The sequence below is a fragment of the Flavobacteriales bacterium genome (genome assembly GCA_016716605.1).
Lineage (GTDB): Bacteria > Bacteroidota > Bacteroidia > Flavobacteriales_F > PHOS-HE28 > PHOS-HE28.
In genome coordinates this window covers 864688-883508 of record JADJWA010000001.1, presented here as the reverse complement: position 1 = coordinate 883508, position 18821 = coordinate 864688, and the positions used below count along the sequence as shown (strand labels likewise).

15 protein-coding genes are annotated in these 18821 nt (G+C 61.2%); 6 read left to right on the top strand and 9 right to left on the bottom strand.

The features are described 5' to 3' along the window. Positions 1 to 51 precede the first annotated feature (51 nt). Positions 52 to 2940 (bottom strand): DNA polymerase I, encoded by a 2889-nt coding sequence (gene polA / locus IPM12_03455; GenBank protein ID MBK9146861.1) that lies wholly within the window; start codon positions 2938 to 2940, stop codon positions 52 to 54. Positions 2941 to 3035: 95 nt separating this feature from the next. Here polA and IPM12_03450 point away from each other — a divergent pair, with 95 nt between their 5' ends. The 3 genes from IPM12_03450 (at position 3036) to IPM12_03440 (ending at position 8006) form a co-directional block, all read left to right on the top strand. Beyond that, the gene (locus IPM12_03450) at positions 3036 to 4136 is read left to right on the top strand and encodes a hypothetical protein (GenBank protein ID MBK9146860.1); all 1101 of its coding nucleotides are present in this window, start codon (positions 3036 to 3038) and stop codon (positions 4134 to 4136) included. Positions 4137 to 4159: 23 nt separating this feature from the next. Continuing rightward, the gene (locus IPM12_03445; GenBank protein MBK9146859.1) at positions 4160 to 6154 is read left to right on the top strand and encodes a VCBS repeat-containing protein; all 1995 of its coding nucleotides are present in this window, start codon (positions 4160 to 4162) and stop codon (positions 6152 to 6154) included. A gap of 172 nt (positions 6155 to 6326) precedes the next feature. Then, the gene (locus tag IPM12_03440; protein MBK9146858.1) at positions 6327 to 8006 is read left to right on the top strand and encodes a hypothetical protein; all 1680 of its coding nucleotides are present in this window, start codon (positions 6327 to 6329) and stop codon (positions 8004 to 8006) included. Between the two features lie 6 nt (positions 8007 to 8012). Here IPM12_03440 and IPM12_03435 read toward each other — a convergent pair whose 3' ends face one another. The 8 genes from IPM12_03435 to IPM12_03400 form a co-directional block, all read right to left on the bottom strand. Continuing rightward, on the bottom strand, positions 8013 to 9059 hold the full coding sequence (locus IPM12_03435; protein ID MBK9146857.1) for a M28 family peptidase: 1047 nt from the start codon (positions 9057 to 9059) through the stop codon (positions 8013 to 8015). Beyond that, the gene (locus IPM12_03430) at positions 9044 to 10528 is read right to left on the bottom strand and encodes a cysteine--tRNA ligase (GenBank protein ID MBK9146856.1); all 1485 of its coding nucleotides are present in this window, start codon (positions 10526 to 10528) and stop codon (positions 9044 to 9046) included. The genes IPM12_03435 and IPM12_03430 overlap by 16 nt, the downstream gene beginning before the upstream one ends. Positions 10529 to 10734: 206 nt before the next feature. Then, entirely contained in the window at positions 10735 to 11064 is a 330-nt protein-coding gene (locus tag IPM12_03425; protein MBK9146855.1) for a type II toxin-antitoxin system RelE/ParE family toxin, read from the bottom strand. Then, the gene (locus IPM12_03420; GenBank protein MBK9146854.1) at positions 11054 to 11260 is read right to left on the bottom strand and encodes a hypothetical protein; all 207 of its coding nucleotides are present in this window, start codon (positions 11258 to 11260) and stop codon (positions 11054 to 11056) included. The genes IPM12_03425 and IPM12_03420 overlap by 11 nt, the downstream gene beginning before the upstream one ends. Before the next feature lie 108 nt (positions 11261 to 11368). Continuing rightward, entirely contained in the window at positions 11369 to 12205 is an 837-nt protein-coding gene (locus IPM12_03415) for a hypothetical protein (GenBank protein MBK9146853.1), read from the bottom strand. Continuing rightward, a complete protein-coding gene (locus tag IPM12_03410; protein MBK9146852.1) occupies positions 12202 to 13479 on the bottom strand; it encodes an AAA family ATPase in 1278 nt (425 codons plus the stop codon). Before IPM12_03410 ends, IPM12_03415 begins: the two co-directional genes overlap by 4 nt. A 265-nt stretch (positions 13480 to 13744) precedes the next feature. After that, positions 13745 to 14902 (bottom strand): homogentisate 1,2-dioxygenase, encoded by a 1158-nt coding sequence (locus IPM12_03405; GenBank protein MBK9146851.1) that lies wholly within the window; start codon positions 14900 to 14902, stop codon positions 13745 to 13747. A 31-nt stretch (positions 14903 to 14933) separates the two neighbouring features. After that, positions 14934 to 16046 (bottom strand): rhodanese-related sulfurtransferase, encoded by a 1113-nt coding sequence (locus IPM12_03400; protein ID MBK9146850.1) that lies wholly within the window; start codon positions 16044 to 16046, stop codon positions 14934 to 14936. A gap of 58 nt (positions 16047 to 16104) precedes the next feature. On the opposite strand from IPM12_03400, the gene IPM12_03395 reads away from it, so the two are divergent. The 3 genes from IPM12_03395 (at position 16105) to IPM12_03385 (ending at position 18820) form a co-directional block, all read left to right on the top strand. Then, a complete protein-coding gene (locus tag IPM12_03395) occupies positions 16105 to 17052 on the top strand; it encodes an NAD-dependent epimerase/dehydratase family protein (protein MBK9146849.1) in 948 nt (315 codons plus the stop codon). A gap of 146 nt (positions 17053 to 17198) precedes the next feature. Beyond that, positions 17199 to 18071 carry a toxin-antitoxin system YwqK family antitoxin gene (locus IPM12_03390; protein ID MBK9146848.1) on the top strand — a complete coding sequence of 291 codons (873 nt, stop codon included), beginning with the start codon at positions 17199 to 17201 and terminating at the stop codon, positions 18069 to 18071. Between the two features lie 50 nt (positions 18072 to 18121). Continuing rightward, positions 18122 to 18820 (top strand): CoA transferase subunit A, encoded by a 699-nt coding sequence (locus IPM12_03385; GenBank protein MBK9146847.1) that lies wholly within the window; start codon positions 18122 to 18124, stop codon positions 18818 to 18820. Position 18821 lies beyond the last annotated feature (1 nt).

The window sequence follows — 18821 nt, the reverse complement described above, 5'->3', positions numbered from 1 at the left end:
TCGGGGTGCAGGAAAGAAGCGCTTCAAATGTCCCGTTGCTCCCCGTGGCGATCAGTGCGCCTGCAGCCAGTTTTTCCCCATGCCCATGTCAACAACGAGGGGAACGGCCAGCTCCATCGCGCCTTCCATGCGTTCGCGCACGAGCGATTTCAACTCGTCCGCTTCCTCGTTGTGCGCATCGAACACGAGTTCGTCGTGCACCTGCAAGAGCAATTTGCTCCGCATGCGGCGCTGCTTCAGCTCGCGGTGGATGCTCACCATGGCCACCTTGATGATGTCCGCGGCGCTGCCCTGCATAGGCGCGTTGATGGCGATTCGCTCGGCCTGCGCGCGCACGGTGTTGTTGCCGCTGGTGATGTCGGGCAGGTAGCGGCGGCGGCCCATCAGGGTCTTGATGTAGCCGTTGGTGCGGCAATAGCCGATCATCTCGTCCATGTAGTTGCGCACGCCGGGGAATTGCGCGAAGTAGTCGTCGATGATCTGCTTGGCCTCCGCGCGCAGGATGCCCAGGTTCTGGCTGAGGCCGAAGGCGCCCTGCCCGTAGGCGATGCCGAAGTTCACGGCCTTGGCCCGGCTGCGCTGCTCGCGCGTCACCTCGTTGATGTCCACGCTGAAGACCTTGGCTGCGGTGGCCGCGTGGATGTCGAGCCCGTGGCGGAAGGCTTCCTGCATGTTGCGATCGCCGCTCATGTGCGCGATGATGCGCAGCTCGATCTGCGAGTAGTCGGCGCTGAGCAGCTGGTAGTCCGCGTTGCGCGGCACGAAGGCCTTGCGGATCTCGCGGCCCTTCTCGGTGCGGATGGGGATGTTCTGCAGGTTGGGGTCGTTGCTGGCGAGGCGGCCGGTGGCGGCAACGGTCTGCAGGTAGCTGGTGTGCACGCGGTGCGTTGCGGGATCAGCGGCTTCGGGCAGCGTGTCCACGTAGGTGCCCTTCAGCTTGCGCAGGCTGCGGTAGTCGAGGATGAGCGGGATCACCGGATGCGCATGGCTCAGCTCCTGGAGGATATCCTCGCTGGTCTGGTACTGACCGGTCTTCGCGGTCTTCTTGATCCGGTCCCCGCCGAGCTTGAGCGTCTCGAAGAGCACATCGCCGAGCTGCTTGGGCGAATCGATGTTGAAGGGCACGCCGCTGCTCGCGTGGATGGCCTCCTGCAAGCGGATCAGCTCGGCGCCCAGCTCCTCGCTGAATTGCTTCAGCGCGGGGATGTCGATCCGGATGCCTTCGGTCTCCATGTCGGCGAGCACGTGCACCAGCGGCATCTCCACTTCGTTAAAGAGCGATGACACCTCATCCTGTGCCAGCAGCGGCTCGAATTTCCCCGCGAGCTGCCAGGTGATGTCGGCATCCTCGGCGGCGTACTCCTTCACGGCGTTGAGGTCGGCATCGCGCATGCTCTTTTGCACTTTGCCGCGCCCTTTCTCGCCGATGAGCGTTTCGATCGGCACGGGCCGGTAGCTGAGGTAGGCCTCGGCCAGGTAATCCATGCCGTGCTTCTGCTGATCGGGCTTCAACAGGTAATGCGCCACCATGGTATCGAAGAGCGGCCCCTTCACTTCCACGCCGTACTTCGCCAGCACGCGGATGTCGTACTTGGCGTTCTGTGCCACTTTGCCGATGGCTTCATTCTCCAGCATGGGCTTGAACATGTGCACGATGCGCTGGGCCTCGGCACGGTCCTCCGGAACGGGCACGTAGTAGCCCTCGTGCGCCTTCCAGCTGAAGGCGAGGCCTACCAGCTCCGCGGTGCGCTCATCGGTGCCGGTGGTCTCGGTGTCGAAGCAGAAACGTGGCTGTTTCTTGAGTTGCGCCGCAAGCATGTACATCTTCTCATCGGTGTCCTCCAGCAGATAGCGGTGCGGCACGGTGTCGATGTTGGCGAACTCCTTCAGCTCCACTTCGCCATCGGCATTCACCGTGGTGCCGAACAGATCAACCTGGCCTGAGGCTGCGACTTCCTTGCCCTTGGGCGCCGTTGTTGCGCGCCCCAGCGTTTGGCGGGACGAGGCGACCTCGGTACTCTTTGAAACGGGTTCCCCGCCCAGCACCCGGCTTGTGAGGTTCTTGAATTCCAATTCGCTGAACACCTCCAGCACCTTCGCCGCATCGGGCGGGTCGAGCGTGAGGGCCGTGTGGTCCAATTCAACCGGAGCGTTGATGTTGATGGTCGCGAGCGCCTTGCTCATGCGCCCCTGCTCGGCGAAGGCGACGACGTTCTCCTTCTGCTTGCCCTTGAGCTGATCCACGCCCTCGATCACGCCCTCCAATGATCCGAATTGCTGCACCAGCTTGATCGCGGTCTTCTCGCCGATGCCGGGGATGCCGGGGATGTTGTCCACCGCATCGCCCATGAGGCCGAGGATGTCCTTGACTTGCTCCGTGCTGGTGAGCCCGCCCCAGCGCTCGCAGATCTCCTTGGGGCCTAGCTTCTCGGGCGGGTCGCCGCCGCGCCCCGGCTTGTACATGATGATCTTGTCCGTGACCAATTGCCCGAAGTCCTTGTCGGGCGTTACCATGAAGGTGGTGTAGCCTTCTTGCTCGGCCTTCTTCGCCAAGGTGCCGATCACATCATCGGCCTCGTAGCCATCACTCTCGAGGATGGGGATGTTCAGCGCTTCGATGATCCGCCGGATGTAGGTGAGGTTGCTCCGGATGTCGTCGGGCATCTCCTCGCGGTTGGCCTTGTAGTCGAGGAGGGTCTCGTGGCGCTCGGTGGGCGCGGCGGTGTCGAAGACCACGGCGATATGCGTGGGCTTCTCACGCCTGATCAGGTCCAGGAGGGTGGTGGTGAACCCGAAGGCCGCACTGGTATTGAAGCCCTTGCTATTCACGCGCGGCGCGCGGATGAAGCTGAAATAGGCGCGGTAAATGAGCGCGAAGGCGTCCAGGAGGAAGAGGCGCTTGTCCTCGGCTGCCGGAGCGTTCTGGATCGATTCGGACATGGGGGCAAGGTAGTTTCGATGGGAAGGCACGGATGGCCTGAGCAACGGCATCCGGCAACGGGCCGTCAACCTCCTAGCTTCGGCGCCTCGCCGCTATGACCCGCCGTACGCTCCTGACTTTGATCGCGATCGTGGCCTTGGTGCTTGCGTGCCGCCATGAGCCCGCAGAGATGGCCGCGCCTGCGCCGCCCGCCGATCCGGAGGAAGCGGTGAGCATGGATATGGACCAAGTGCCATACCCCACGCTCTCGCAGTACCGTTTCTTCATCGGGGCCATGGCCGCGCACCAGCCCAATGGCGGGGTCCTTCCCTACGAGGTGATCACACCGCTTTTCAGCGATTATGCGCACAAGTTCCGCTTCGTGTGGATGCCCCCGGGAACCAGCGCCAGCCATGTGAGCGACCACGCTCCGCTCGACTTCCCCAACGGCACGGCACTGATCAAGACCTTCTACTTCGACAACGTGCAACCCGCCGACGCCAGGCGGATCCTCGAAACGCGTGTGATGATCAAGCGCGATGGGCAGTGGCTCTTCGCCGATTATATCTGGAATGACGAGCAGACTGAAGCCGTCCTCGACTTGAACGGCCGCTTCGTACCCATCACCTGGCGTGACGACCAAGGCAACGATCGCTTGCAGCAATATCGCATCCCGGCATGGGCCGAGTGCTTCACCTGCCACAAGCAGGACGATGTGGCCATGCCCATCGGCCCCAAGCTGCGAAACCTGGCGCGCACGGTGGAATATGACAACGGCCCCGCAGACCAGATCGGGAAATGGGTGGATGCCGGCTACCTGCAGCCAGGCTTCCCCGCGCCGCAGCCCGTGGCGCGCTGGGACGATCCCGGCACCTCGCTCAACGACCGCATCCGTGCCTACGTGGACATGAACTGCGCTCACTGCCACTCCGAAGGCAAGCACTGCGATTACCGGCCCATGCGCTTCGCGTGGCAGGAAACCGCCAACCCGGTGAATCTCGGCGTTTGCGTTGAACCCGAGGACCCGCTGCCCGGCGAGCCCCAGCTCACCTACATCGTGGCGCCCTCGAACACTTACAGGAGCATGCTCCTCCACCGCATCTCCAGCACCGATGAAGCCGTCAGGATGCCATTACTTGGCCGCACTGTGGTGCACGCCGAAGCGGTGGCGCTTGCCACGGAATGGATAAACTCGCTGCCCGGACCCTGCAATTGAACCAGAACCAAACCCAAGGAAGCATGAACCATCGTTACCTCGTTGCGCTTGCCGCAGTCCTTATTGTTGCGCGCGCCCAGGCCCAAAGCACCTGCGCAAGCCCGTTGCCTGTGGTGGCGGGCGTCACCTACACGGTTGACACCGTGATGGGCACCGATGTGCCCCTGCCTGTTTGCAGTTCCGGCGGAACCGGTGCCACCCGCAGTGAGTGGTTCCTATACACCGCTACCGACTACGTGACCGTGACCGTGAGCAGCGATCTCACGCAGAACGGCAACACCGATACGCGCGTGCAGATTTACAACGGCGCCTGCGGCAGCCTCACCTGCGTGGGCGGCGACGACGATAGCGGCGCGGGCCTGCTCACGGTGGCCATCTTCAATGCCTACGCCGGCCAGAGCTACCTGATCGCGTGGGACAACCGATTCTCGAGCAACGGATTCGATTTCACCGTGAGCGAGCAGCCTTGGGACCCCACGGCCATCAGCTTCACCAACCAGGGCGTGAATACGAGCGGGAACGCCTATGCTGCCGTTGACATGAACAATGATGGATACGACGACATCGTGTCAGTGACGGCCACGAACATCCGGATCCATTACCAGCAATCCGATGGCACTTTCAACATGGTGGATTACGAGACCACCTCGGCGGATTACACCGCGAGCTGGAGCATGGCCGCCGGCGACATCGATGGCAATGGCTTCCTCGACCTCCTTTATGGCGGCGGCAGCGGTGTCACCTTCATGGTGGCGAATGCGGACGGCACCGGCTTCACGGAGGTGAGCGGCCCGCAATACGTGTTCTCCCAGCGCAGCAATTTCGTTGACATCAACAACGACGGCAACCTCGACGCTTTCGTGTGCCACGACGTGCAGCCCAATGTGTACTACATCAACGACGGCACGGGGCAGCTTTCCTACATCCAAGGCGGATTGGGCAACACCCCCGATGGCGGCAACTACGGCAGCATCTGGATCGACTACAACAACGACCATCGCATCGACCTGTTCATCGCCAAGTGCCGTGGCAGCAATCAGGCTGCTGCGAGCATCGATCAGATGCACCAGAACAATGGAGATGGCACTTATACCGACGTGGCCGTTTCGCTCGGGCTGGCTGACTATCACTTGAGTTGGAGCAGCGCCTGGGCTGATTATGACCTCGACGGCGACATGGACGTGCTCATCGGGTCGAGCTCCATGGCGCAAGGCGGTCACAAGCTCATGCGCAACGATGGCAATGTGTTCACCAACGTCACGACGGGCTCGGGATTCGATGTGTTCGGCGGTACCAGCATCGAATGGGTGGCGCACGACTTCAACAACGACGGCTGGGTTGATGTCTTGGGCGCTAGCAACACCATCCACTTCAACAACGGCGACTGGACCTTCACCCCGATCGTGGTCACCGCCAACAGCGGCCCCATCGCGGACCTGAACAACGATGGATTCCTGGATGTGCTCAATGGCGGGACCATCCGCTTGAACTCCGGGAACGGCAACAAATGGCTTCGCGTGAACCTGCACGGAACCCTGAGCAACCTGAATGGTATTGGCGCCCGCGTGGAGATCACCAGCGCGCTGGGCACCCAGATCCGCGACATCAAGAGCGGCGATGGCTTCCGATACATGAGTTTCCTCGGGGCGCACTTCGGCCTGGGCGATGATGAGACCGTTCAGACGGTCACGGTTTACTGGCCCAGCGGCACCGTGGATGTGATCAGCGATGTGGCGGCGAACGCGGTCCTCGATGTGACCGAGAGCTTGAGCACCGGGGCCGCTGAGCTGCCCGCCACGGCCTTCTCCGTAAGCCCGAATCCAGCGTCGGACCGCTTGGCCATCACGGGTGATCTATCGGGCGCTACTGCGCTCTTGCTGGATGGCGCCGGACGGATTGTTCTGCGCGCGAACGCGGCGGATGGCGCTATTGATGTGAGCACCTTGGCCAAAGGCTCTTATGTGCTGCAACTGATCACGCCCAGCGGCGTTTGGAAGGAGCGGATTTCCAAGCTCTGACCGCACCGGATTGACCCGTACTGCCCCGTGCCGATAGCCGGCACGGGGCAGCTTTTTTGTCGCGGATACGTCTAAATGGCTGAGAGCCACTACATTTACTTGTCATTGGCCCAAGGGCATGCGCGCATCGAGGCATCCGTTTCAGCTCCGTTTATCGCATGTCGCGGTGCCGATGCTATTGGTATTCGGCTTCAACACGGCCACCGTGCGCGCTGACCACTTCTCCGGTGCCACCATCAGCTACGAGTGCCTGTCAGGAAACCAGTACCGCATCAGCCTCGACCTGTATCTGGATTGCGCCGGTGTGCCCATCACCCCGCACTCGCTGAACTTCTCCAACAACTGCGGGGTGTCCTTCTCGATCAGCGACCTCAACCCGGTTTCAGTCACCGAAGTCTCTCAGTTGTGTCCCTCGCAGGCCGCCCAAAGCAGCTGCAATGGCGGCACTTTGCCCAGCTTCCGCAAATACCGGTTCCAGGTCACGCTCTTTCTTTCGCCTTGCAATAAATGGACGATCGACTGGTACACCTGCTGCCGCAACACCACCCAGAACATCTTCCTGGCGCCCGGCATGTACGTGGATGCCACACTGAACAACTTTGGAGGCCCGTGCGATCGTTCCCCGGTGTTCAATGATGTAGGCATTCCGTACGTGTGCGTGAACCAGCCGGTGGCCTATAACCTGGGTGCATCGGACCCGGATGGGAATACCTTGAGCTACAGCCTGATCTCGGCGCGCTATGCGACGCCGACGCCGAACGATGTCATTTATCAAGGAGGCTATTCGGCCGTTGCGCCCATCACCGGCATCGTCCTCAACCCCATCACCGGCCAGCTCAGTTTCTTCCCGACGATCACAGGTTATTTCGTTGTGGTCGTCCAGGTGAAGTCATTCACGAGCGGCGGAACGCTCATCGGCACGGTGATGCGCGACCTCATGTTCGCGGTGGTTGTTTGCGACGGCACGCCACCAACCACAAGCGGCCTTTCAAGCGGCACGAATGGCGTGTCCTTCGGTCCGGGGACCTTTGTGGCCTGCATCGGCAACAGCTTCTGCGTTTCCCTGCAATTCACGGATCCGAACCCGGGCCAGAGCATCACGGTTACCTCGAACGCGACAGCGGTGCTGCCTGGGGCCACGTTCACCACCAGTGGCACCAACCCGGTTACGGCAACGGTGTGCTGGACCGCCTCGTCAGCAGGATTCCCGGTGGGCATCTCATTTCAAGCCACCGACAATGCATGCCCGGTGGCCAACACCTCATCCTTCGCCATCACAGCGCTTGACTGCGCCTACCTGCCGGTGGAGCTGCTGGATTTCACCGCGACGCCCGACCTGGACGGGGTCGCATTGCAGTGGCGCACCGGATCGGAGCAAGGCACGCGCGCGTTCGTGGTTGAGCGGGGATCGGAGCCAAGCCGCTTCGATTCGATTGGGCATGTGCCGGCCGTCGGGAACTCCATGATGGAGCGCGCTTATGCCTTCACGGACGTTGAGCCGATCAACGGGCTCGCTTATTACCGGTTGCGCGTGACTGACTGGGACGGCGGTGAGGAAATCGGGCCCATGGTTCCTGTCTGGACTGAGGCCACAAGCGGGGCTTATGCCGTGGCCATGGCCGATGGCTGGTCCGTGCAGGGCGCTGTGGCGGGGGCGCATTGGCTCATGCTCAGTTCCAACGGCGCAATGCTCGCTGAAGGCAAGGCGGATGATGCAGGGACCTTCGCGCTCGATTCCGATGCGCATGCCCCGGCCCTCTTGGTGATCCAGTCGAACGCGGGCCCCATTCGGTTGAAGCTGCCAGCCTTGGTTGGGCTTGCACCCGGTGCCCGTGTCGCGGCGCTTCCTTAGCGCCTGTCAGCGCTCCTTCCACACCACTTCGAGCACGGTGCGGCCCACGGCATTGAGCGTGGCGGCGTCAATCACCTCCATGTTGTCGGCGTGCGTGTGCCAGCTGGGGTGGAAGGCATTGGTGCCCTCATGGAACTCGATGATATCGATCGTGGGGATCCGGAGCCGTTCGTTGATGGGCAGGTGGTCATCGGTGCCCACGAAGAACTTGGTCTCTTGCAGGAAGCGGTCGGCATGGCCGATGGATTCGGCCGTGCGCCACACCTTGGCCACGATCGCGGGCGCGTATTTCATGCTGATGGCCTCGCGGTAGAAGCGCGCGTCCTTGGCGCCGCACATGTCGAGCAGGATCCCGAAGCGCGCGGAGTAGCCCGGCACATGCGGGTTCTTCGCGAAGTACTGTGAGCCCAGCGCCCAGGTGTCGATGCTCTTGTCGTCTGGCTGGAAGGTGCCGCTGGGCTGCCCATAGTCCTCCACATCGGTGAAGAGCAGGTCGATGCCGGGGCCGTGCGTCTTACCGCTGAGGTGCCGCGCCAGCTCGAGCAGGATGCCCACGCCGCTGCCGCCATCATTCGCGCCAAGGATGGGCTCGTGCGGACGCTCCCTGTCCTTGTCGGCGAAGGGCCGCGTATCGTAGTGCGCGAGCAGCAGGAGGCGGTCCTTGGCAAGCGGGTTGAAGGAGGCGATGATGTTGCGCAAGGGGAGCTCCTTGCCGTTGAAGGCCTTCACCGTGGCGCGCTGCTCGAGCACCTCGGCGCCATAGCCCTTGAGCTTGGACACCATCCAATCCGCACAGGCTGCGTGCTGGGGCGTTCCCGGCACGCGCGGGCCGAAGTCGACTTGCTTCTGCACGAAGGCGTATGCGCTGTCGGGGTTGAAGAGCGGCGTGGCGGGCAGCGCAGGCAGCGTCGGCGGCTGCGCCGAAGAGCCCGCATCGGGGCCGTCCGGGTTGCAAGCGGAGAGGAGCGCGAGAAGCAGCACTGACATGGATGCCGGCATCCGCTTGGCAGCCCTCAGCGTCCAACCCTCAACCGTTCTCAGCCTCTTTCCCATGTCGTTCCCTCTTTCGTGTCCTTCAGCATGATTCCCATGGCCGCCAATCGGTCGCGGATCGCATCGCCTGTTGCGAAGTCCTTGCGGCCCTTCGCTTCGGCGCGCAAGCGGATGAACTCCTGCACCAGCGCATCGAACGCATTGTCGTCGGAGGCCTCGGCGGATGCTTCATCGCGCAAGCCGAGCACCTCGCGCACCATCGTTCGCATCAGGGCGCGCAGCAGCCCGATGGAAGCATCGGTGAGCTTGACCTTGCCATCATTCGCGGAGTTGATCACGCGCACGGCCTCGAACAATTCGGCGATCATCACCGGCGTGTTCAGGTCGTCGTTCATGGCCGCATGGCAGCGCTGCGCGAGCGCGGCGATGTCAGCCTCATCGGCATCAGCGGGCTTCAGCTTCGGAAGCAGGGCCATGGCCTTCATCAGGCGGTCCAGCCCTTTCTCCGAGGCCTGCATGGCGGCATTGCTGAAATCGAGCGTGCTGGCGTAGTGGCATTGCAGCATGAAGAAGCGCACGGTCATGGCGCTGTATCCCTTCTCGAGCAGCTTGTGATTCCCCGTGAGCAGTTCTTCGGGCGTGAATCCGTTGCCTTCGCTCTTGGCCATCTTGCGGCCGTTCACGGTGAGCATGTTGCCGTGCATCCAGTAGCGCACCGGCGCATGGCCATCGGCCGCCACGCTCTGGGCGATCTCGCATTCGTGGTGCGGGAACTTCAGGTCCATGCCGCCGCCGTGGATATCGAAGGTCTGTCCGAGGTACTTGGTGCTCATGGCGCTGCACTCCAGGTGCCAGCCGGGGAAGCCTTCGCCCCAGGGGCTCGGCCACTTCATCAAGTGCTGCGGCTCGGCCTTCTTCCAGATGGCGAAGTCGAGCGGGCTGCGCTTCTCGTCCATGCCTTCGGTGTCGCGCGTATTGGCCAGCAGCTCATCGATCCGGCGCCCGCTCAGCTCGCCGTAGGGGTGCTTCTCCGCGAAGCGCGGCACATCGAAGTACACGCTGCCATTGGCCTCGTAGCCGTAGCCGCTGGCCATGATGCGCTTCACCATCTCGATCTGCTCGATCAAGTGTCCGGTGGCGGTGGGCTCGATGCTGGGCGGCAGGATGTTGAAGAGCCGCATCACGTCGTGGAATCCGTTGGTGTATTTCTGCACGATCTCCATCGGCTCCAGCTGCTCGAGCCGTGCCCGTTTGGCGATCTTGTCCTCCCCATGGTCCACGTCATCGACCAGGTGCCCCACGTCGGTGATGTTGCGCACGTAACGCACTTTGTAGCCCAGGTGCGTGAGCCAGCGGTAGAGCACATCGAAGGTGAGGAAGCTGCGCACGTTGCCCAGGTGCACATCGCTGTACACCGTCGGGCCGCACACGTAAAGCCCCACGTGCGGCGGGCGCAGCGGCTTGAACTCCTCCTTGCGGCGGGTGAGCGTGTTGGTGATGAAGAGCGGGCCGGCGGTCGTAACGTTCATGGCGCGTGAAGGCGTGCGAAGGTAACGGGGCGGTGTGTGCGCGTCTTTGGCCGCTCCGATTGGAACGACAGGGCGACTCGGACGCGGAAAGGGATTGCCCGGGCAACGACCTTGGGATTCAAGTCCTCGGCTGGTTGCTTCGTCGTTCCTCCTCGCAATGACCCAGCCTCCGGGCTTTACGGTACGATTCCTCACGCGAGTGTCGTTCACGCGGGCACCTCCGCCACAAGCACAGCGAGCTCCTTGTCGGTGATATCAGCTTGGGCAGACTTGTCATAGACCGTGAGCAGCCAAACCACTTCGCCAACCACGCGCACACAAGTGATCACTCTCGCTCCTCCGCTTTTACCCTTGCCTTTCGAGGCGATCGACATGCGCACCTTGTAACATCCCTTGCCCAAGGACGAACCCTGGCGCGGGTCTTCAACAAGTTCGTTCACCAGCTCTTGGAGATCGCTCTTCAGGGAGGGGTACTTCTTCGCCAGCGCTTTCGCGCGCCGATCGAACTCGGGGATGGTGCGGATGCTATAGCTCATTGAGCAAGGCACTGACGGGCCGCCCTTTCAGCTTGCCGGCCTTCACCTGCTTCATCTCTTTCACGGCAGCGCGCACGCTGTCGAGCGCCTCCTGCTTCTCATCCGGCAGCGGCCGCGCCTTCACGAACGAGAAACTGCGCAACAGTTCCAACAGGAACTTCGCCTTGCTCTCCTTCACTTCGACGATGAGCTTCATGTGTACAAAAGTAGAGGTAGGCGTGCCCCTCGCAAAGGCCTCGGGTCGGGCTTTCCCCTTCAAGTCCTCAGCCGGATTACCGGCTTCCGGGCTTTCCGGTACAATCCCTCACGCGGGATCCGTCTCAATAAGATTGATGCCAAGTCCCTTGAGTTCTGCAAGCACCCAAGCGATCGCTCTCGCATCGGGCACAGTACCAGAGAACACTTCGGCCACGTACCGATCGCCTTTCTCGCTCGCTTGGGATGGATAGCCGTAAGCATGAGCATAGTCCGACCAACCTTCAAGCTCTGCAGCAGAGAACATTATTCGGCGGAGCATCGCGGGATGTGCTAAACAGAAGGCAAGGTCGCTCATCTCTAAAGGCTGCTGAGCCTTCTTGACGGTCACTGACACCTCGAACCAGCCATCGTCCTTGTGAAGCCCTTTTCGGTATGCCTCACCTGAATGCCGACTCATCGCGTCGTTAGCAACTACTTCAACACGATGCCCTGCGAACTCAATGGCATCGACCAATGCGCACACCATCGCACCACGCTGAATGATGGTATCAGGGGTGATGGCCGCTGAGAACGAAATCGAACAGACCAACTTGAAAACTCGACCAGGGTAATTGCGCTCCTCGTATTCGCGAGTGATGAAGCACTCTGGGTCATTGGCCAAGAAGCTTCCCACGTCGACATAGTGGCCAGCCATTGAGAACACTTGTTGAGGACGCAAAACTTTCTCAGTGATGATAGGTACGATCTGCGCACGGTAACGGTCGATCTCCTCTAAGCCTTCGCGCCACCCGCTCAGAGCCATCGCCTTGGCCTCGGGCCAAGTGAGCCCACCCGTCCATTTCACATCATAATTGTCCCGTGACGCCTTCTGGTATGCAGAGCTATCCCGCATGGTATAGCGCCAGAACTCGCTCAGATCCTCGAATACGAGTTGCTTATTCATTCCTTAGAGTGGATCACGGTTGCCAGAACGGTTCCGCTCTTCACGGATTCGCTTTGAAGCAGACTTACGAGGCTGCCTGACTGCGGGGCCTTGATCTCTACAACTTCCCTATTGTATCCGTAGCTGTTATAGCCGTTGCCTACCGTCAGCTGTCCAATAAGGTCTCCCTTCTTCACTTCGTCTCCCTCTTCCACCTGAGCCTCAAATCTGCCCTCTTTGGGAGCCTTGATATCCGTCTTGGGCCTCACACCTGCGAGGATCTTATTGCGTGTGGCTTGATCTATGCCCTTCCACAAAATCGTAGCCTCAACTTCCTCCTTGGCTAGCCCGGCCGCTAAGAGCTTAGCACCGAACATTGAAGCACGCGGACTCACCACATGCCTGATCTTGTTCTCCTCAATGAATCGACGTATCTTCTGAACGTACTTGCTCCAATCCTCGTTCCCGGCCAGCGCGGTTTCAAGGTTCTCGTCGTATTTCCAATCAACGAACACGAATCGATCCAGTGAAGCAGCGTCCAGTTGATTCCGACCTACATACTGCCTGTCCGCTCCTTGGCCGTATGTGTTGGCAGCCGCGATGCAGAAGAACTTCTCATGTCGTTGAACGCGCTTGTCCGGGAAGTCCATGTAGTCATTGGCAAGAGCGGCATTGAAGGCCAGAACCGCTTGGGGGTAGCTAGCATCGATCTCATCGAACAGGAATAGACCGCCGTTCTCGAACGCCTTCCGGAACTCGGTCGAAACGATCCTGCCTTGCGCATCGATAAACCCAGTGAGCTTGAACTCGCTGGCAACTGCGCCAGTGAAGTGGAATGGTACATCAAGCGCCTTTGCACATTGAATGGCAGCATGCGTCTTGCCCGCGCCCGCAGGACCCACCAAGTACACATTCAATCCCGTCGAGAGCACCTTGATGAGTGTAGGTAGCTGAAAATGCTGCTTGCCGAGGTCACTGGTCTTGCCATTCTGGAGCTTCACGATAAGGTCCAAGGGCTTCCTCGACTTGAGGTCTGTGATCTCGGTCTTGATCGCCTTCAACTCATCAGAGACATTCACCTTGTCCTTGCCGAGTCGGTCCTCAATGGCCTTCATCAAGGCCTCAACCTCTTTGATCTCGTCTTTGATCTTTTTATCAGCTCCTTTCCATTCGCTGTCATCTACATCCACCTCCAAGGTTTGTGCGACGAGGTAGATGACGTCTTCGAGCGGTTTCTTGGTAAGGTTGTCCGGGAGGTTAACCGTGCGTGGTTTCCGAATGCTGCCTTTTCCCATGGTGGGTGGTCTTTTATTGTTCTAGATGAAGGTGACTTTGAAGCGCTGACAGCGTGAAACCCCAATTGGCACTACGCGAACTCAATTGCTATGCCAGCCACAGTGAAGATGGGAACTGCTGCTGAAATAACCCCATCTAGACGCCGTGGTCCGCGTAAGGGATAGGAGCAAGTAGCCCGCACCCCGAGGCTTTGCGAGAGGGAGGACTACTGCGGATAGCCCGACCCCGGCTGCATTTGAGCCGGGGGTACGCCCAAATCCAACCTCACTCCACCCAACTCTTCCAATACTTCCCATCATCGATCTTCAAGCACTCCTCCGTCACCATCAGCGGCTTGAAGGTGTCCACCATCACGGCCAGCTCATCGGTCACTTTCTTGCCGATGCTGCGCTCCATGGCACCGGGGTGCGGGCCGTGCGGGATGCCGGCGGGGTGCAGGCTGATGTGGCCGGGGCCGATGTCGTTGCGGCTCATGAAGTCGCCGTCCACGTAGTAGAGCACCTCGTCGCTGTCGATGTTGCTGTGGTTGTACGGCGCGGGGATGGCCTGCGGGTGGTAGTCGTAGAGGCGCGGGCAGAAGCTGCACACCACGAAGGCATCGGTCTCGAAGGTCTGGTGCACGGGCGGCGGCTGGTGCACGCGGCCGGTGATGGGCTCGAAGTCGTGGATGCTGAAGGCGTAGGGATAGTTGTAGCCGTCCCAGCCCACCACATCGAAGGGGTGGCTGGCGTACACCAGCTCGTGCAGCATGTTCTGCTTCTTCACCTTGATCACGAAGTCGCCCTTCTCGTCGTGCGTCTCCAGCTTCTTCGGGCGGCGGATGTCGCGCTCGCAGAACGGCGAATGCTCCAGCAGTTGGCCGAAGTAATTGCGGTAGCGCTTCGGCGTGTACATGGGGCGGTGGCTCTCCACGATGAACAGGCGGTTGTCGCTGTCCTTGAACTCCATCGTGTAGATCATCCCGCGGGGGATCATCAGGTAGTCGCCGTACTTGAAGTCGATGTTGCCCAGGAAGGTGCGAAGGGTACCGCTGCCCTTGTGGACGAAGATCATCTCATCGCAATCGGCGTTCTTGTAGAAGTAGTCCACGCTCTTCGCCTGCGGCGCGGCGAGCACGATGGCGCAGTCGCTGTTCACCAGGATGGTCTTGCGGGCGGCCAGGTGGTCCTTCTCCGGCTTGGTCTTGAAGCCGTGCAGGCGCAGCGAGCGCATGTTCTTCTCGATGGCGATCTTGGGGCTCACGTCCTTCGGCTTACGCAGTTCCTTCACCATTGTTGGGCGGTGAGTGTGGTAGCTCAGGGTGCTCATGCCATCGAAGCCGATGGTGCCGAAGAGCTGCTCATAGAAGAAGCGGTCCTTGCCGTTCTTGAACACGGTGTGCCGCTTGTGCGGGATCTTGCCGAGGGTGTGGTAGATGGGCATGGGCTGAGTATGGGGCCGGAAATTCCCGCCCTTACTTGGATGTTGGGATGAGATTCGTCAGTTCAGGATGAAGCGATCCGTTGAGCAGGAGTAGTGCCCCCTCCTCCCGGATGCGCTTGCGCAACCCTTCGGGATCATTGATCGCCTTGGTCTTCGTGCTGCGGGTGCTCCGGCCCTTGCGCCACGCGCGTTGCACGGCATCGGGCAACAGATGGATCTCCCGACAGCTTGGTGAGCAGCAGTCGGCGTATTTCTTGGCGCAGTCCTCGCACTGCACCAACAGCATGTTGCAGGTCACCTCCTGGCAATTGCAGATGCGGTCGCTCTTCGTGCCGCATTGCATGCAGGTGCTCACCACATCGTCCGTGATGCGCTCCGCCAACCGCTCATCGAACACGAAGTTCTGGCCCTTGTACTTGCTCGGAAGCCCTAACGCCTTGATCTGCCGCGCGTAGTCGATGATGCCGCCGTGCAACTGGCCCACGTTCGTGAAGCCCTCGTGTTTCAGGTAGGCGCTGGCTTTTTCGCATCGGATGCCCCCGGTGCAATAGAGAAGCACTTCGGCGTTCTTCTTCTCCCTCATCACCTCCGTCACCTCCTCGATGGCCCCGCGGAACGTATCGGCCTTAGGCAAGTAGGCTCCCTCGAAAAAGCCGATCGCGCTCTCGTAATTGTTGCGCATGTCGATCACCAATGCGCCTTCCTCCACCTTCTGGTTGAAGGTCTTCGCGTCAAGGTGGGCGCCCACGTTCGTCACATCGAAGGCATCATCGGCCAAGCCGTCGGCCACGATCTTCTTCTTGACCTTGATGGCCAGCTTGAGGAAACTCTTGCCATCATCCTCCACGGCGATCTTCCACGGGACATCGCCGAACGCGTCGCGCCTATCGAGGTTTGTCCGGAAGGCTTCCAGGTTTGCCGTTGGTAGGCTTATCTGCGCATTGATGCCTTCCTGGGAGAGATAGATGCGCCCGAGGACGCCCAACGATTCCCACTCGGAGTAGAGCTCGTGGCGAAGGGCTTCGACATCCTTCAAACGCACGTAGCGATAGAATGAAAGCGTGGTGCGTGACGCGCCCTCACGCTCCAGTCGGGCGCGAAGAACATCGGGCCGGTGCAGGTTGCGGAGGCGGTGGGCGTCCATGTGGCGAAAGTACGGCGGTCAATCGGGCTGTTACCGTCAGCGAAATAGCTTCGCCCGCATGACCAAGAAGATCCTCGTCATCGGCTCCAGCGGCCAGATCGGCACTGAGCTCGTGGAAGGCCTGCGCGCCCGTTTCGGCAACGATAACGTGGTGGCCAGCGACATCAAGCAACCGCAGGTGGAGCAGGCTGGCCCCTTCGCCATGGTGGACGCCATGGACCGCAGGGGCATCGAGCGCATCATCGAGAAGCAGGGGATCACGGAGGTTTACCTGCTCGCCGCCTTGCTGAGCGCCACGGCTGAGAAGGATCCCGCCTTTGCGTGGAAGCTGAACATGGAGAGCCTCTTCATCGTCCTGGAGCTTGCGCGTGAGGGCAGGTTGAAGCGCGTGTATTGGCCCAGCAGCATCGCCGTTTTCGGCCCCACCACGCCGAATGACAAGACACCGCAGCACACCATCGCGGAGCCCACAACCGTATATGGCATAAGCAAACTCGCCGGCGAGGGCTGGTGCCAGTACTACCACAAGCGCTACGGCGTGGATGTGCGCAGCATCCGTTACCCCGGCCTCATCGGCTGGAAGAGCGCGCCGGGCGGCGGCACCACCGATTATGCCGTGCACATCTTCCACGAGGCGATCAAGCAGGGCAAGTACACGAGTTTCCTCGGGCCGAAGACCACCCTTCCCATGATGTACATGCCCGATGCGATCCGCGCCACCATCGACCTGATGGAAGCGCCTGCTGAGCGCGTGAAGGAACGCACCAGCTACAACCTCGCCGGCTTCAGCTTCAATCCGGAGGAGATTGCCGCCGAGGTGCGCCGTCACATCCCCGGCTTCACCATCGACTACGCGCCGGACCACCGCCAGGCCATCGCCGATAGCTGGCCGCGCAGCATAGACGATAGCGCCGCCCGCACCGACTGGGGCTGGAAGCCGCGGTATGACCTGGGAGCGATGGTGGACGAGATGATGGTTGAGTTGAGAAAGTTGATTGGGGGTTGAGCGTTGCAGGTTGAATGCGCTATGCCCGCAACCTCCAACCCTCCACCTGTGGCTGCGCCTGTGCGTTGGCAGCAACATACACCTCTAGTTCGGCGCAACCTTCAACCTGCTCCGGCCGTTTCGCGCCTCGCGAAGCCCAACACGCCATGATCCGACAACTCGCCCTGCTGACCCTTCTGCTCATCGCCGGTCGCGCCGCCGCCCTGGCACAGGACACCCTGAACGTGGTGGACGAGATGGGCCGGAAGCAGGGCTATTGGAAGGTGCTCGCGCCGAAAGCCGAGAAGCCCGAGTACGAGGACGGCCAATTGATCGAAGAGGGCCGCTACGCCAACAGCAAGCGCGTGGGAACGTGGAAGCGCTATTGGCCCAACGGCAACGTGATGAGCGAGATCACCTACCAGATGGGGCGTCCCAAGGGGGAGTACAAGACCTATTACCCCACGGGCAAGGTGGAGGAGCTGGGCACCTGGGACCTCGACCGCAACACGGGCAAGTTCCAGCGCTACCACCCCAATGGCAAGCTCGCGCAGGACTTCATCTTCAATCCTTACGGCATGCGCGATGGCGAGCAGAAGTACTACCATGAGAACGGCCAGCTCGCCGTGGCGGTGAATGTCGAAGAAGGCAAGGAGGATGGCGCGCTGAAGCGTTACGACGAGAAGGGCCAGCTCACCCAGAGCGCGCAGTTCAACGAAGGGGTGATCGATGCGGCCAACAGCAAGTGGATCAAGCCGGTCGCCAAGGCCGATGATGTGAAGGTGGATCCGAAAGCGGAGCCCGCTCCAGCCCCGGCGCCCACGGAGCGCACCAACGCCGTGGTCTTCCGCGAGAACGGCTACAATACGCTCTACGATAAGCAGCTCCGCCTCTCGCAGCAGGGCGAGTTCAAGGCTGGCCGCCTCTGGGACGGCAAGCGCTACGAGTACGACCGCAACGGCATCCTCGACCGAATCAAGATCTACAAGCAGGGCCGCTATCTGGGCGATGCGGTGATCACGGAGGAGGACCTGAAGTAGCCTTCGCCGCGAAGGGCGCCCATCTATCTTCGGCGCTCAATCATTCGCCCATGAACAAGTTGGTGGCCGGGCCCGATGAGGCCCTCGATGGCCTGAAGGACAACATGACGCTCATGGTGGGCGGCTTCGGGCTGTGCGGCATCCCGGAGAACCTGATCGCGGCCATGGTGCGCCGGGGAACGAAAAGCCTCACCTGCATCAGCAACAACGCGGGCGTCGATGACTTCGGCTTGGGCCTGCTGCTGAAGACGCGGCAGGTCAAGAAGATGATCAGCAGCTATGTGGGCGAGAACGACGAGTTCGAGCGGCAGATGCTCAGCGGAGAATTGGAGGTGGAACTGATCCCCCAAGGCACGCTGGCCGAACGCTGCCGTGCGGGCGGTGCCGGCATCCCGGCGTTCTTCACGCCTGCGGGCTATGGCACCGAGGTGGGCGAGGGGAAGGAGGCCCGCGAGTTCAACGGCAAGATGCACGTGCTCGAGAGCTGGCTCCGCGCCGATTTCGCATTGGTGAAGGCCTGGAAGGGCGATCGTTTCGGCAACCTCGTGTACAAGCGCACGGCGCGCAATTTCAATCCCATGATGGCCATGGCGGGCAAGGTCACCGTGGCCGAAGTGGAGCAGCTCGTGGAGCCCGGCGAGCTCGATCCGGATCAGATCCACACGCCGGGCATCTTCGTGCAGCGCATCTTCCAAGGCACCGGCTACGAGAAGCGCATCGAGCAGCGCACGGTGCGCAAGCGCGCCTGAC